The 14,284-nt window shown below is 63.6% G+C and carries 13 protein-coding genes; all 13 read right to left on the minus strand.

Annotated elements, in window-relative coordinates:
• The 13 genes from BW970_RS02830 to BW970_RS21280 all read right to left on the minus strand — a co-directional run bounded on the left by BW970_RS02830 (position 1) and on the right by BW970_RS21280 (position 14,261).
• Complete coding sequence (locus BW970_RS02830) at positions 1–1,134, minus strand: TraB/TrbI/VirB10 family type IV secretion system protein (RefSeq protein ID WP_076528463.1); 1,134 nt, start codon at positions 1,132–1,134, stop codon at positions 1–3.
• On the minus strand, positions 1,131–2,144 hold the full coding sequence (gene trbG, locus BW970_RS02835; protein WP_076528465.1) for a P-type conjugative transfer protein TrbG: 1,014 nt from the start codon (positions 2,142–2,144) through the stop codon (positions 1,131–1,133). The genes BW970_RS02830 and trbG overlap by 4 nt, the downstream gene beginning before the upstream one ends.
• Entirely contained in the window at positions 2,141–2,830 is a 690-nt protein-coding gene (gene trbF, locus BW970_RS02840; RefSeq protein WP_076528467.1) for a conjugal transfer protein TrbF, read from the minus strand. Before trbF ends, trbG begins: the two co-directional genes overlap by 4 nt.
• Entirely contained in the window at positions 2,827–4,191 is a 1,365-nt protein-coding gene (gene trbL, locus BW970_RS02845) for a P-type conjugative transfer protein TrbL (RefSeq protein WP_076528469.1), read from the minus strand. The genes trbF and trbL overlap by 4 nt, the downstream gene beginning before the upstream one ends.
• Before the next feature lie 3 nt (positions 4,192–4,194).
• The gene (trbK-alt, locus tag BW970_RS02850; RefSeq protein WP_035746321.1) at positions 4,195–4,482 is read right to left on the minus strand and encodes a putative entry exclusion protein TrbK-alt; all 288 of its coding nucleotides are present in this window, start codon (positions 4,480–4,482) and stop codon (positions 4,195–4,197) included.
• 20 nt (positions 4,483–4,502) lie between these two features.
• Positions 4,503–5,285 carry a P-type conjugative transfer protein TrbJ gene (gene trbJ / locus BW970_RS02855; protein WP_009450535.1) on the minus strand — a complete coding sequence of 261 codons (783 nt, stop codon included), beginning with the start codon at positions 5,283–5,285 and terminating at the stop codon, positions 4,503–4,505.
• Positions 5,282–7,789 (minus strand): conjugal transfer protein TrbE, encoded by a 2,508-nt coding sequence (gene trbE / locus BW970_RS02860; RefSeq protein WP_076528471.1) that lies wholly within the window; start codon positions 7,787–7,789, stop codon positions 5,282–5,284. Before trbE ends, trbJ begins: the two co-directional genes overlap by 4 nt.
• Positions 7,790–7,799: 10 nt before the next feature.
• Positions 7,800–8,081: a VirB3 family type IV secretion system protein gene (locus BW970_RS02865; protein WP_035746326.1), complete on the minus strand. Its 282-nt coding sequence runs from the start codon at positions 8,079–8,081 to the stop codon at positions 7,800–7,802.
• A complete protein-coding gene (locus BW970_RS02870; protein WP_076528472.1) occupies positions 8,081–8,413 on the minus strand; it encodes a TrbC/VirB2 family type IV secretion system protein in 333 nt (110 codons plus the stop codon). Before BW970_RS02870 ends, BW970_RS02865 begins: the two co-directional genes overlap by 1 nt.
• A complete protein-coding gene (gene trbB / locus BW970_RS02875) occupies positions 8,410–9,354 on the minus strand; it encodes a P-type conjugative transfer ATPase TrbB (RefSeq protein WP_443093463.1) in 945 nt (314 codons plus the stop codon). The genes BW970_RS02870 and trbB overlap by 4 nt, the downstream gene beginning before the upstream one ends.
• Positions 9,355–9,548: 194 nt before the next feature.
• Positions 9,549–10,010 (minus strand): ribbon-helix-helix domain-containing protein, encoded by a 462-nt coding sequence (locus BW970_RS02880; RefSeq protein ID WP_076528476.1) that lies wholly within the window; start codon positions 10,008–10,010, stop codon positions 9,549–9,551.
• A gap of 14 nt (positions 10,011–10,024) precedes the next feature.
• On the minus strand, positions 10,025–12,013 hold the full coding sequence (locus BW970_RS02885; protein WP_076528478.1) for a conjugal transfer protein TraG: 1,989 nt from the start codon (positions 12,011–12,013) through the stop codon (positions 10,025–10,027).
• A 175-nt stretch (positions 12,014–12,188) separates the two neighbouring features.
• Positions 12,189–14,261, minus strand: coding sequence for a relaxase/mobilization nuclease domain-containing protein (locus BW970_RS21280; RefSeq protein ID WP_076528480.1), 2,073 nt, complete (start codon positions 14,259–14,261; stop codon positions 12,189–12,191).
• Between the last annotated feature and the right edge of the window lie 23 nt (positions 14,262–14,284).

Raw genomic sequence — 14,284 nt, forward strand, 5'->3', positions numbered from 1 at the left:
TCAGTTCCTGTAAGGTTCGAGTACGAGATCGCGGGTAACGATGACCCTGACCGGGTAGCCCGGCCGGATCGTCAGGGTCGGCGCGACCTGCAACTGGCGCTGGACGATCTGTTGCCCGGCCTGATTGATGGTATCCTGCGCTCCGTCGCGGATAGCGCGAATCAGACGATCCTCGTCGTCGGTCGCCAGTTCCGTGCCGATGCCGAGCAGCGTGGACAGCCCCGCCGCCTTCATCAGATCCCACCAGTGGTAATCAACGCCATCTTCCAGCCCGGCATAGCCGGAAGCGTCCGCACCGGGCTGGCGCTCCAGCACGATGGAGCGGCCATTGGGCAGGATCAGGCGGTTCCAGACCAGCAGCACGCGGCGCTGACCGAATTGCACCGCGGCGTCATACTGACCGATGATGCGCGTTCCCTGCGGGATCAGGAGCAGGCTGCCGGTCGGGCTGTCATAGACATTTTCCGTGACCTGCGCGGTGATCTGGCCGGGAAGGTCCGAGCGGATGCCGGTAATCATCGCCGCCGGGATTACGGCCCCTGCCTGAAGGATGTAGGGCGAGGCTGGCGCCATGATCCGATCCATGGCAACGGTCTGCCGTTCCACCGGCCCATTCAGAAATGCCGTGTGGCGGTCCTGTGTTGCGGGCTGGCCACCAAGGTCAAGGCCAGCAAGGCCCAGCATATTGGAGCCAGGCGTCGTCGCTGATCTCTGCCCCGACTGGAAGAACACGGTGCTAAGACGTGCGGCTTCTTCCTCGGCAAGACGTCGCTCCTCGGCAGGATCACGGGTTGGTGTTGCTATAGTGGGCGGCGTAACGGGTTGCCCCCTGTTCTGGGCGTCGAGGATCGGGCCACCGAGATCGCCCGGCAATGCCGGCCCCAAGACCGGCCCGGTATAATCCTTCGGCAGCCCCGCCAGTCCATCTGCCGTGCCGCGGTTCTCGGTCGAATAGAGTTCTTCACCGTTTCCGCTCATGTCGCGCGTCTGGAGCGCATAGATCAGCGCCCCGCCGATGCCGAGGAGCGCAACAGCCCCGGCACCGGCCAGCATCTTGCGCGACAGGCGCGTGACGCGCGGCGGCTCGGCACGCAGACGCATCGGCGTTGGGTTGGTAGTAGCCTCTTCACTCATGACGGTTGCTCCCCGGTTTTAGCGGGCTGGGCAGCTTGCCTTTGCTCGATGCGAACGATCCTGACCGTCTGCTGCTGTTTGCCGCTACCAAGACGCAGCTCAGCCGCTCCGAACAGCCGATCGACGATCAAGACGTTCTGGTGAACACGGGAATTGACGATCTGGGTCTCGCCCTCGGAGCCGATGATGAAAATCGGTGGCATCTCTCCCTGCACGATGCCGCGCGGGAAAACGACATAGACACGGCGGCCATCGTCGAAGACGGAAATCGGCCGCCATGGCGGCGTATCTCCGGTCAGGCCGTAACGATAGTTGCGTGCCGCCTCGACCGGGATGATGGGTGCTGCGGGAACGGTTTGGCGCTGACCGGCAGGCAGCGCCGGATAAGACCAGGATACGGACGGCATGTAGAGCGCCTCACGGGCGCGCAGCTCGATCATGTAGGTGCGCCGATCGGTCGTCACCACGAGATTGGTTGAGATGTCGGATCGGGATGGTTTGACGAGAATATGGACTCGGCGCGACGTACCGCTCCCGCTCTCGGTATCGCCAATGATCCAGCGGGCGGTGTCTCCCGCCGCGATCGGTCCCGCGCCGGTCAGGCTTTCGCCCGGCTCCAGCGCAATATTGGTGATCTGGCCCGGTGCGGCATAAACCTGATAGAGCGCGCCTTCCGACCAGGGATAGATCTGGATGGCGTTATAGTAACCCTCGCGGCGCGGCTCGACGCGGGCGGCGGCATTTGCGTTCTCTACCCGGCCTGCCGGTGTTCCGGCAGCGGTTCCGCCGCGTGCGACCGTCCAGGCCGGCGGCGTGTGAAGCGGCCGAGGCCGGTCATCGGTGACAGCGGTCGGCACGACGGGCAACGCCGGCACATCGGCATCATAGCTGAACTGCGGCGTCTTGTTGGTGGCGCAGCCTGCCAGCATGGTGACCGAAAGCAACAAAGCTGCAAAGGCGGGTTTACGGAAAACCGGCAAGGCGGAATTGCGGGAAGACGCGATGGTCATTGGCTCATCTCCCGTGACCATGAGATTGCATTGATATAGATGCCGAGTGGATTGGCACGCAGACGCTCGGCATCACGCGGCGTCTGGATCACGATGGTCAGAATCGCTGTCCAGCGCTCTGTCGTGGACAGCTGCCCATTCTCGTAGTGCCGCTCGGTCCAGGCGACGCGGAAGCTGTCGTTCGAGGCGCGGATGACGCTGGAAACCTCGACTGCGATCTGCTGACGCCCGACACGGGTGAACGGATCATTGGCGCGGGCATAGTCGTTGAGCGCGGCCGCTCCCCTGTCCGTGGTGAACTCATAGGCGCGCAGCCAGTTCTGGCGCACGATGATGGCATCCGCTGGGATCGAGCGCGTCTGCTCGATGAAGCGGCCCAGATGAAAGGCGATCTGCGGATCGGTCGGGCGGTAATCGGCCGTGGCTGCGGCGACGGTCTGGGCCTGGCCGAGATTATCGACCTGCACCACCCAGGGCACGACGGTCCCTCGCGCCGATTGCAGCACAAGCGCGGCAGCGAAGCCCGCCGAGAGGATCAGCGAGCCGAAGGCCATATAGCGCCAGTTCTTGGCCTGCACGCGAGCCGAGCCGATGCGCTCGTCCCAGACTTGCGCGGCTTTCTGGTAAGGCGTCTCGGGTTCGGGCGATTTGCCGTAATGGGTCGCTGGACGTCTGAAGATGTTCATGAGCGGTCACTTTCGGAAATGTTGACGGAAGAGCCGCCGCCGTGGCCGTCACCGGAGCGGACGGCATGGGCGGCCATGGTCGTGCCGTGATTGAGCGCCTGGCGGCGGTGCATCTGCTGCGCCCATGCAGGTGGGCCGCCCGCCGGTACGGAGGCGGGTGCGGCAGCGCCGGCCACGCTCGTACCGCCAATGGTTCCCTGCGAGGACGATCCACCGGTGACGCCGAGCCCGGCGCGCGCGCCATCGGAGAAGCTGGATTTGACGTTTTCCGCTGCTTTCGAGGCCGTCCGTTTCAGGGGTGATGCGGCGGCGGAGGCTGCCGCGCGGGCAACACCGCCGAGGCCGGAGGCAACACCGGCAGCGCCGGACTGGCCAAGCGAACCGACACTGTAGGCGGCGCTCGCCGCACCTGCGGCGGCAGCACCGCCACGGACAGCCGCAGTTCCACCCGACAGCGCCGCTGCCCCTCCCTTCGTGGCCATGCCTGCGGCAGCGCCGCCGGCAAGCATCATGCCGCCAGCGGCGAGACCGGTTCCAACTGCTGCACCTGCGCCAAGCTGCGGGCCGCCAGAAACAAGACCGGAAGCGATGCCGGGACCGAAGATGCCGAGGCCGAGAAGGGAAAGTGCGGCCAGCACGATCGCCATGGCGTCGTCGATGGTCGGCGTCACGCCGCCAAAACCGGCCGTAAACTGCGAGAACAATGTCGAGCCGATGCCGATGATGACGGCCAGCACCAGCACCTTGATGCCGGAGGAGACGACATTGCCAAGAACGCGCTCGGCCATGAAGGCGGTCTTGCCGAAGAGGCCGAAGGGGATGAGGACAAAGCCCGCCAGCGTGGTCAGCTTGAACTCGATCAGCGTGACGAAGAGCTGCACGGCGAGAATGAAGAAGGCCAGCAGTACCAGCGCCCAGGCGAACATCAGGCAGGCGATCTGGATGAAGTTCTCGAAAAACGACCAATAACCCATCATGTCCGAGATGGATTCGAGCAGCGGGCGACCGGCATCGAGGCCAGTCTGCGCCACCTTGCCGGGCCGCAGCAGATCGGCGGCGGAAAAGCTGGTGCCCGAACCTTTCAGGCCAAGACCGGCGAAGCTGTCGAAGATGATCTGGGCGAGATTGTTCCAGTTGCCGATCAGGTATGCGAAGACCCCGACGAAGAGCGTCTTCTTGACCAGCCGGGCGATGATGTCGTCATCCGCACCCCAGGACCAGAACAGTGCCGCGAGCGTCACGTCGATGACGATCAGGGTGGTGGCGATGAAGGCGACCTCGCCGCCAAGCAGGCCGAAGCCGCTGTCGATGTAACTGGTGAAAACACCCAGAAAGTTGTCGATAACGCCGGTGCCGCCCATGGTTCACTGTCCCCCGTTCTGATGCGGGGCGGCGGGCACCGGCGTCCGGCCGAGGAACCGGTCGCGGTTCTCGGCCCAGGTGGCGAGGCAGCCGGGATCGTTCACGGCGGCCTCGCCTAACTGCTGGCAGTGGCGCAGGCTCTGGCGCAGCGGATCGGCAGGCGCCTGAAGCGCCGGCGCCGCGCGGGGCTGTGCTGGTTCGTCCTCGCGTGTCATTTCGATCACCGTCGCGGTGATGGCGATGGCCACGAATATGATCGCGCCCAGCCGGGCCAGCATCTTGCCGTCCATGTCGCGCCCCTCTTGTCCGGTCAGTTGTTGCCGTTGCCGAACATCCGGGCATTGCCGGGCTGATAGCCCGATCCCGGCGTCAGAAAGCGCTCGCGCTGGATGCGGCCTTGTTCGGCGGCGGTGGCACGCTCGGCTTCGATCAGGGCTTCGGAGCGACCATTGGCGGACATCAGCGCGATCAGGTCGGAAAGCTGCTGCGACTGGAGCGCGAGAAGCTGATTGCCCGCCTGTGTCGCCTGTAACGCGCCGGTGGCGTTCTGGCTCTGCCCGACAAGGGCGGACATTTCAGCGCGGTTGGTGTCGATATTTCCGACGACACCAGCCTGCACGCGCATGGCGTCCTGCAAACCGCCGACCGTATTCTGCCAGCGGGACCGCGCATCGGCGACGAGCTGGGCGTCGGTCGCGGACAGCGAAACCTTGCCGTATTTCTGTTGGAACATTTGATCGACGTTCTGCACGTCGAAGGCAATGTTCTGCGCCTGGGCCAGAAGCTGCTGCGTGCGCTGGACATTCTGCTGCAAAGTCTGGAGCGAGGAATATGGCAGACTGGCGAGATTCTTCGCCTGATTGATGAGCATCTGCGCTTCATTCTGAAGCGAGGTGATCTGGTGGTTGATCTGCTCCAGCGTACGTGCGGCAGTCAGAAGGTTCTGCGCATAGTTGGTCGGATCATAGACGATGCGGCCGAAGCCAAAAGCGTGAGCGGGGCTTGCCAGCATGGGCGACAGTGCAACAGGCATGGCGAGCGTCAGCGCCAGCACGGATGCACTGACATATCGGGAAACGGGGATACGGATCATGGCAGGGTCTCCTTTTCTTGGCTGTCATCTGGATGGATTTGGTCTGGCGCGACCGGCCGAGCGGGCTCTGTCCGTTCGACAAGATTTGTGAGGTTCGGGATCAGATCGACGGCCCATTCGACGCCGCGATGGCGCAGCCAGGCCGCGAGAAAACCGTCCTGCCCATGCTCGGCGACGAGTTCGGCGATACGGGTCTGATCGGATTTGGATGATGCGGCGCAGAGCGCGAGGCCGACTTCGCTGAGGCCAAGCTCGAACAGGCGATTGCCGCGCCGCGATTGGCAGTAATAGTCCCGCTTTGGCGTGGCCCGCGCGAGGATCTCGATTTGCCGGTCATTGAGGCCGAAGCGGCGGTAGATTGCCGTGATCTGCGGCTCGATGGCGCGTTCATTCGGGAGAAGCAGCCGCGTCGGGCAGCTTTCGATGATGGCGGGCGCGATATTGCTGCCGTCAATGTCCGAGAGCGATTGCGTGGCGAAGATGACGGAAGCGTTCTTCTTCCTGAGTGTCTTCAGCCATTCGCGCAGCTGGTTGGCGAACCCCTCGTCATCGAGCGCCAGCCAGCCTTCGTCGATGATGAGCAGGGTTGGCCGACCGTCGAGCCGGTCGCCGATCCGATGAAACAGATAGGACAGGACGGCAGGCGCAGCCCCAGTGCCGACCAGCCCCTCGATCTCGAAGGCCTGTACATCGGCTGATCCGAGATGTTCGGCCTCGGCGTCGAGCAACCGGCCATAGGCGCCGCCAATGCAGTAAGGGCGCAACGCCTGTTTCAGATCGTTGGATTGCAGCAGCACGGCAAGGCCGGTGATGGTCCGTTCCCCCGCCGGGGCGGATGCCAGCGATGTCAGCGCCGTCCAGATGTGCTCCTTCACCTCCGGCGTGATGATCATGCCTTCACGCATCAGGATCGCGGCGATCCAGTCAGCGGCCCATGACCGTTCATAGGCATCATCGATCCGCGCCAGCGGTTGCAGGGAAACGGAAACCTCCGATCCCTCGGTCAATCCACCGCCGAGATCATGCCAGTCGCCACCCATGGCGAGCGCGGATGCCCGGATCGATCCCCCGAAATCGAAAGCGAAAATCTGGCTGCGATCATAGCGGCGAAATTGCAGCGCCATCAGCGCCAGCAGCACGGACTTGCCCGCGCCGGTCGGGCCGACGACGAGGGTATGGCCCACGTCGCCGACATGAAGGGAAAGCCGGAACGGAGTCGAACCTTCGGTCTTGCCGTACAGCAAGGGGGGCGCTCCGAGATGTTCGTTCCGTTCCGGCCCCGCCCACACGGCCGATAGAGGGATCATGTGGGCGAGGTTGAGCGTCGAGATCGGCGGCTGCCGGACATTGGCGTAGGCATGTCCGGGGATCGAGCCTAGCCAGGCATCGACGGCATTGACAGTTTCCGGCATGGCCGTGAAGTCACGGCCCTGAATGATCTTCTCGACCAGACGCAGCTTCTCGTCGGCGATACGGGGGTCGGCGTCCCAGACGGTGACGGTTGCTGTGACATAGGCCATGCCGGCGACGTCAGCGCCCAGTTCCTGCAAGGCCATGTCGGCATCGAGCGCCTTGTTGGACGCATCGGTGTCCACCAGCGCCGATTGCTCGTTGGTCATCACCTCCTTGAGGATCGCGGCGATGGATTTTCTCTTGGCGAACCATTGACGGCGGATTTTGGTGAGGAGTTTCGTCGCGTCCGTCTTGTCCATCAGGATGGCGCGGGTGGACCAGCGATACGGGAACGCGAGCCGGTTCATCTCGTCGAGCAGGCCGGGCGTGGTCGCTGTCGGAAAGCCGATAATGGTCAGGACGCGCAGATGCTTGTCACCAAGGCGCGGTTCCAACCCGCCAGTCAGCGGCTGATCGGCCAGCAGCGCATCGAAGTGCATGGGCACTTCGGGCACGCGAACACGATGGCGGTTCGTGGAAATAGTGGAATGGAGATAGGTCAGCGTGCCCGCGTCATCGATCCAGTGGCATTCGGGCATGAAGCCGTCGAGCAGCGCCAGCACGCGGTCGGTGCGGTCGATGAAGCCGCGCATCAGCTCCCATGGATTGACGCCGGATTGCTCACGGCCCTCGTAGAGCCAGGTCTCGGCGCGAGCCGCATCTTCGGCGGGTGGCAGCCAGAGGAAGGTCAGGAAGTAGCCTGACACGAAATGCGTGCCCGCTTCCTCGAAGGCAGCTTTGCGCTCGGCATCGAGAAGAGCGGAGGCCGGATCAGGAAATTGGCTGCCGGGATAGGTCGCGGCTTCGCTTCGTTGTGCCTCAACAAAGATCGACCAGCCGGAGCCGAGGCGGCGCACGGCGTTGTTGATACGCCCGGCGACCGCGACCAGTTCGGCGGCAACAGCGGAATCCAGATCCGGCCCGCGAAACTTCGCAGTCCTCTGGAAACTGCCGTCCTTGTTCAGCACGACGCCCGAGCCAACCAGCGCGGCCCAGGGCAGGAAATCCGCGAGGCGGGTAGCGGTACGGCGATATTCGGTGAGGTTCATCATGGCTGCGCCCTCACACCGACAGATGACCGGGTATGCGCAGATGCTTACGGCCCACCTCGACAAAAAGCGGATCGCGTTTGGCAGCCCATACCGCGAGGAAATGACCGACCGCCCAGATGGCGATGCCAACCAGCCAGAGACGAAGGCCGAGGCCGACGGCGCCGGCCAGCGTGCCGTTGACGATGGCAATCGAACGCGGTGCGCCGCCGAGCAGGATATGCTCGGTCAGCGCCCGGTGAACCGGGATGGAGAAGCCCGGCACCGCATCGAGCTGTTCAAACCCGCCCGCCATCAGATGAGCGCCCCGCCGCCGAACGAGAAGAACGACAGGAAGAAGCTCGACGCGGCGAAGGCGATGGACAGGCCGAAGACGATCTGGATCAGGCGGCGGAAGCCGCCGGAGGTATCACCGAAGGCCAGCGCCAGGCCGGTGGCGATGATGACGATGACGGCGATGATCTTGGCGACAGGACCCTCGATCGACTGGAGGATCGACTGAAGCGGGGCCTCCCAGGGCATGGAGGAGCCGGAGGCGTGTGCGGCAGGCGCCAGCATCAGACTGATGGAAACAGTGGCAGCGGCGGTTGCCATGATGCGGCAGCCGCGTGAAATCGAGCGGATCATGAAGGGTTTCCTTTCGGGGTGGTTGCCAAAGTACTGGGATGCGTGATGGCGTAGTCACCGTCCGGACCCAGCCCATCGACGCGGGCGAGTTCGACCAGGCGGCGGGACGATCCACGTCCGGCAAGAACAGCGACAAGGTCGATGGTTTCGGCGATCAGGGCGCGCGGGACGGTGATGACGGCTTCCTGGATGAGCTGTTCGAGGCGTCGCAGCGCGCCAATGCCGGAACCGGCATGGATGGTGCCGATTCCGCCCGGATGGCCGGTGCCCCATGCTTTGAGCAGATCGAGGGCTTCGGACCCGCGCACCTCCCCGACCGGGATGCGATCAGGACGCAGGCGCAGCGAGGAGCGCACCAGATCGGAGAGCGTCGCCACGCCATCCTTGGTGCGCATGGCGACGAGATTAGGCGCGGCGCATTGCAGTTCGCGCGTGTCTTCAATGATCACGACGCGATCCGAAGTCTTGGCGACTTCTGCCAGCAGCGCGTTGGTCAGCGTGGTCTTGCCAGTGGAGGTGCCGCCCGCGACGAGGATATTGGCCCGCGTGGCGACGTTCAGGCGCAACACCTCGGCCTGAGGGCTGGTCATGATCCCGGCGTTTACATAGTCGTCGAGCGTGAACACCGCGACGGCGGGCTTGCGGATGGCAAAGGTCGGCGCCGTGACAACAGGCGGCAGCAACCCTTCGAAGCGCTCTCCGGTCTCAGGCAGTTCGGCCGATACACGCGGACTTCGGGTATGAACTTCGACGCCAACATGATGGGCGACCAACCGGACGATCCGCTCGCCATCAGCCGCAGACAGCCTCTCCCCCGTATTGGCCAGACCTTCGGAGAGCCGATCCACCCAGATGCGGCCATCGGGGTTCAGCATCACCTCGACGACAGCCGGATCTTCCAGAAACCGGGCAATCGATGCCCCGAGTGCGGTGCGCAGCATCCGCGCACCACGCGCAATCGTCTCGGGTTTCTGATGTGATGCGGTCATGGCGGCCCCGTTCATGGCGGGACGCGCAAAAGACGGACCCCGGATTGGGGTCGATTAAAAGAACCTGATTTAGGGCCGTTTCAACAGATGTTTGTGCGCATGCGGGCATCGGCGGCTGACGGCGGCAAATCGGATGGATCGAACGTTCAGGGCTGGTTTCCATCGGCTTCAGCCTGGCGTTGCGCCGAATGATCGTGGGGCGTATCCACATCCCGTGATAGTTCTTTCAGGAACCTGTCGCCAGTTGCAAGACGCTTGCCCAGCGTCTGCATGAAGCCTTCGAAGCGCTCGTTGCCCTTGATGCGTGCCGACTGTTTCGCGCTGTCTGACAGCGGCGGCGTCATGGTGAGCCAGAATTGTACGAACAGCGAAAGCGTCTCGCCGAGGATGGCGACATCTTCGTCCAGCATGTCGAACTGGCGGCCAAGCTTGTCCAGGCGTCGCGACATTGCGGCTTCCAGCCGTTCGGTCGTGTCACCGGACAGGAAGGATGCGACCGCCGCCTCGATCACTGCGGATTTGGAAACATTGCGGCGCAGCGCCAGGCCTTCGACCTGCTTCAGCAGATCCGGGGAGAAGTAGACGTTCATGCGGGTGCGGCTCGTCATGCCTGTCTTCCTTCTCAAAGGTCGATGCCGTCATTGGGGTCGAGAGATGCCTGCCGCGCGACCATGCGCATCCGCTGACGCATGGCGCGGGCCTTGGCGGCATCGACGTCGGGCTCATCATCGAGAAAGTCGAACTCCTGCGATGGCGGCGGTGGTGCCGGGATGATTTCCTCATGCTCGGGAAGCTCCGGCTCACGACGGATACCGGCATTGGCAGGATCGCCGTCGGACGTGTTCGACGCGGGTCCGTGGCCAACCGTGGGCGTAACAACACGGCTCGTCCAGTCGTCTGGTGCCGATGTTTCCATCTTCACCGACTGCTTGCGTAGATCGGGCGGCGGCAGCACCCGTTCCTGAAGCCGCGCATCGGCATAGTAGCGCGCCTTGGCGGCGCGGATGGGCGGCACACCCGCTACCATGACGATCTCGTCGGTTGGCGGAAGCTGCATGATTTCGCCCGGTGTCAGGAGTGGCCGCGCCGTTTCCTGCCGCGACACCATAAGGTGCCCCAGCCATGGCGCGAGGCGATGGCCCGCATAGTTGGTGGAATCGCGCATTTCCGTGGCCGTGCCGAGCGCGTCACTGATCCGTTTGGCGGTGCGTTCATCGTTGGCAGCAAAGGCGACACGCACATGGCAGTTGTCGAGAATGGCATTGTTCTGCCCATAGGCGCGCTCGATCTGGTTGAGCGACTGCGCGATCAGGAACGCTTTGAGGCCGTAGCCGGCCATGAAGGCGAGCGCCGATTCAAAGAAATCAAGCCGCCCGAGCGCGGGGAACTCGTCCAGCATCAACAGGAGACGATGGCGTTTTCCGGTGGTTTCCAGTTCCTCGGTCAGCCGCCGCCCGACCTGATTGAGGATCAGACGGATCAGCGGCTTGGTCCGGTTGATGTCCGAGGGCGGTACGACGAGGTAGAGGCTGACCGGTTCTTTTGCTCCGACCAGATCAGCAATGCGCCAGTCGCAGCGGGCCGTCACGCGGGCCACGACCGGATCTCGGTAGAGACCGAGAAAGGACATCGCCGTGGACAGCACGCCGGAGCGTTCGTTCTCGGACTTGTTAAGCAGTTCGCGTGCCGATGAGGCGATGACGGGATGCACACCGGCTTCGCCCAGATGCGGCGTGTCCATCATGGCGCGCAAGGTCGCCTCGACCGGACGGCGCGGATCGGACAGAAAGCTCGCGACCCCCGCCAGCGTCTTGTCCTTCTCGGCATAGAGAACATGCAGGATGGCGCCGACCAGTAGCGAATGGCTGGTCTTTTCCCAATGGTTGCGCTTGTCGAGACTGCCCTCGGGATCGACCAGAATATCCGCGATGTTCTGGACATCGCGGACTTCCCACTCCCCCTGACGGACTTCCAGCAGCGGGTTGTAAGCTGCGGAATGCACATTGGTCGGATCGAACAGCAGGACGCGGCCGTGATGGGACCGGAAGCCGGCCGTCAGATTCCAGTTCTCCCCCTTGATGTCGTGCACGATGCAACTTCCCGGCCAGGTCAGCAGCGTCGGCACAACGAGACCGACGCCTTTGCCTGATCGGGTGGGCGCGAAACAAAGGACATGCTCGGGGCCGTCGTGCCGGAGATAGTCCTTGCTGTGCCTGCCAAGGACCACGCCATCGGGACCGAGCAGTCCGGCAGCATGGATTTCCTTGTCCTCGGCCCATCGCGCAGAACCGTAGGTGGCGACGTTGCGCGCCTCGCGCGCCCGGATGATCGACATGAAAAAAGCGGCGGCGATAGCGAACAACGCCCCGGACGTGGCGATGAACGCGCCCTCGGTGAAAATACCGGGCGCATAGGCGTCATAGGAAAACCACCACCAGAAGAAGGCCGGAGGATAATAGACCGGCCATCCCGCAACATCGAACCATGGATTGCCGAGCTGGGGCTGAAAGCCAAGGCGGAAGGCCACCCATTGTGTCGAAGTCCAGACCATCACCAGGACAATGGTGAATACGACAATGATCTGGCCCCAGAGTATTCGGCCACCACGCATACAGGCTCCAATCGGCAAGAGAGTCGGAGCCGATCAAAGAATAGACGTTTTCGAAAGCGGCAACAGGAAAAGCAGGGATGCCGTGTTGCCGGATACTATCGGCGGCACATCGGACAGGCCCTTTCAGATGCCGATGTCGACAGAACAATTTGCGAGGTGCCAGATCGGCAAAGGCTCAAATCCCGAGCCCTCGTGTTCGCCCCATTTGCCACGATACCGATCCACCCTGCACGATGCCCGCAACCTCGCGGCCGAGCTGGCGGTCGATCACTGGCCGCCATGGGACAAGAGTGAACTCGTGGCTCTTTTCGACAATGGCGAACTTGCCGCTCGATAGATGTGCGATCCCGGTGAACTTGCCGCTGATATTTTCGCCATCGGCAGCCGCCCGGAACGGCAAGCCTTTGCTGCTGGCCATTTCCGCACCGACGCGGGCCACTTCCCTTTCTCGCAGATTGGCGAGCAGGTTGCGCCGATAGAGGATGCGTCCATTCTGCTGCCGCGTGGCATCGCCCTGTGCGATATGGTGTTCACGCCGCTGGTCCATAGCCTCGCGCACCTGCTGGCCGAACCCTGCCGGGGTAAGGTCCGAGGCGTCCGGTGTGACCAATCGCCGGTCCAGCCAGGTCGCGCCATCGGCGCCGATCTGTTTTTCCAGATCGAAGGTCGAGACGACACGGATGCTGGCCTGCCGGTTGCGACCGGCATCATAGGCGGTGGCGCGGCTCTCGAAGTCTTCGGGGATGCGCCACTGGTCGGCGTCGATCCGCTCGGCAATCCCGGCCCGGCGTAGCGACTCCAATCGCCGGACATGGGCATCGACATAGCCCTCATAATCGCCACCCGGCACACGTCCCTCGAACTTCGCCTGTTCGAGGTGGCGGCTCGGTCGGTAGATACCATTTTCCGAGATCGCAGCGATGGTGCGATCAGAGGGACGTTGTGCTGTATCGGCGGGACCGACTTCCACGATGCTGCCGATCCGGGCATCTTCGACGCGGGCCGGATCAATGCCGGGAAGATGGTGTGTTCGCCCGTCGATGCCGTCCACCACGAGCGTCAGGTTCTCGCCCATTTCGTCGGCGAGATATTTGTCCACGACGCGGCCGGTGATGGGCGCCGCGGGTGCGGCATCGTGAAGCTGGAAGGTCATCGGCTCACGTTCCTGCCCATCGACCTTCAGCGCCTCTTGCATGTTACGGATGATGTCGCCGCGCTCGCCGAGTTCACGCAGCGCCGGTTCCATCTTCGCGCCAAGCTCCCAGACGCCGGGTGCATGTTCCGTAGCCAGCCCCATCTTTTCCAGCTTGGCGAGACGGCGCAGGCGAAGTGTGCGGTTGAACTGGCGGCGTGCATCTGCCGGTTCGTGGCGCAGATCGAGGAACCTTTCGTCGGCTTCCTCGGTCATGGCGCGGTCGATGCGCGTGAAGCGGTCCTGATCGATTTCGGCAGACAGCTTGCGGCTCTGCTCGATCTCGATCACGGGGCCGAGTTCCAGCGTGGTCAGTTCGCTCGCCCGCTCACGAATACCATTGGCGAGATAGTCGCCATTGATAACCAGGTTCTCGCCCAGATCGTCCTTCCCCCGAACAATGACATGGACATGGGGATGGCCGGTATTGTGGTGATTGACCGCCACCCAATCGAGTTTCGTGCCAAGGTCGGCCTCGATGCGGCTCATCAGATCGCGGGTGTGTTCGGTGAGGTCGGAAAGATCGGCGGCATCTTCTGGCGAAACGATAAAGCGGAACTGGTGGCGATCGTCCTTGCCGCGATCAAGGAAGGCATCTCCATCGGCGCGGTCCTCCGTGGCGGAATAGAGCTGGCCACGTTCGCCATCGCGCGAGGTGCCGTCGCGCTGGATGTAGCGCAGATGGGCGGTCCCTTTGCCGCTCTTCCCCGCGCTCTGGACGTACCGGGTTTTGACGACGACGCGGCGCACTCCGGCTGCGCTGTGACGCCACCCGCCCGACAGGGTTCGGGCGCGGACATAGGCCGCGCCACGGCCACGCTTGACGCCCGGACCTTTGCTCGCCCGCGATGCCTTCCCGCTCTTTCCGGCCGAACCAGATGAAGACGACGAGGAAGTCCGTGATGCGAATGATGATGATCGACCGGGACCGTTGCTATGCTGACGCGCCAGCTTTTTTGCCTGCGTCAGAAAGCTCTTGGCTTTGCCCGCTTTCGGCACGTCGAATTTGATCCAGCCCGGCCTGGGGCGAAAGCGGTTCTCGTCGTCGGCGCTCATGAGCGCATCCCATGCCGTTCAGG

The organism is Gemmobacter megaterium, from assembly GCF_900156815.1.
Classification (GTDB): domain Bacteria; phylum Pseudomonadota; class Alphaproteobacteria; order Rhodobacterales; family Rhodobacteraceae; genus Wagnerdoeblera; species Wagnerdoeblera megaterium.

Excerpts from the sequence above, each read along its gene's own strand:
- BW970_RS02830 (WP_076528463.1), bottom strand. The coding sequence starts at position 1,134 with ATGAGTGAAGAGGCTACTACCAACCCAACGCCGATGCGTCTGCGTGCC.
- trbG (WP_076528465.1), bottom strand. The coding sequence starts at position 2,144 with ATGACCATCGCGTCTTCCCGCAATTCCGCCTTGCCGGTTTTCCGTAAA.
- trbF (WP_076528467.1), bottom strand. The coding sequence starts at position 2,830 with ATGAACATCTTCAGACGTCCAGCGACCCATTACGGCAAATCGCCCGAA.
- trbL (WP_076528469.1), bottom strand. The coding sequence starts at position 4,191 with ATGGGCGGCACCGGCGTTATCGACAACTTTCTGGGTGTTTTCACCAGT.
- trbK-alt (WP_035746321.1), bottom strand. The coding sequence starts at position 4,482 with ATGGACGGCAAGATGCTGGCCCGGCTGGGCGCGATCATATTCGTGGCC.
- trbJ (WP_009450535.1), bottom strand. The coding sequence starts at position 5,285 with ATGATCCGTATCCCCGTTTCCCGATATGTCAGTGCATCCGTGCTGGCG.
- trbE (WP_076528471.1), bottom strand. The coding sequence starts at position 7,789 with ATGATGAACCTCACCGAATATCGCCGTACCGCTACCCGCCTCGCGGAT.
- BW970_RS02865 (WP_035746326.1), bottom strand. The coding sequence starts at position 8,081 with ATGGCGGGCGGGTTTGAACAGCTCGATGCGGTGCCGGGCTTCTCCATC.
- BW970_RS02870 (WP_076528472.1), bottom strand. The coding sequence starts at position 8,413 with ATGATCCGCTCGATTTCACGCGGCTGCCGCATCATGGCAACCGCCGCT.
- trbB (WP_443093463.1), bottom strand. The coding sequence starts at position 9,354 with ATGCTGCGCACCGCACTCGGGGCATCGATTGCCCGGTTTCTGGAAGAT.
- BW970_RS02880 (WP_076528476.1), bottom strand. The coding sequence starts at position 10,010 with ATGACGAGCCGCACCCGCATGAACGTCTACTTCTCCCCGGATCTGCTG.
- BW970_RS02885 (WP_076528478.1), bottom strand. The coding sequence starts at position 12,013 with ATGCGTGGTGGCCGAATACTCTGGGGCCAGATCATTGTCGTATTCACC.
- BW970_RS21280 (WP_076528480.1), bottom strand. The coding sequence starts at position 14,261 with ATGAGCGCCGACGACGAGAACCGCTTTCGCCCCAGGCCGGGCTGGATC.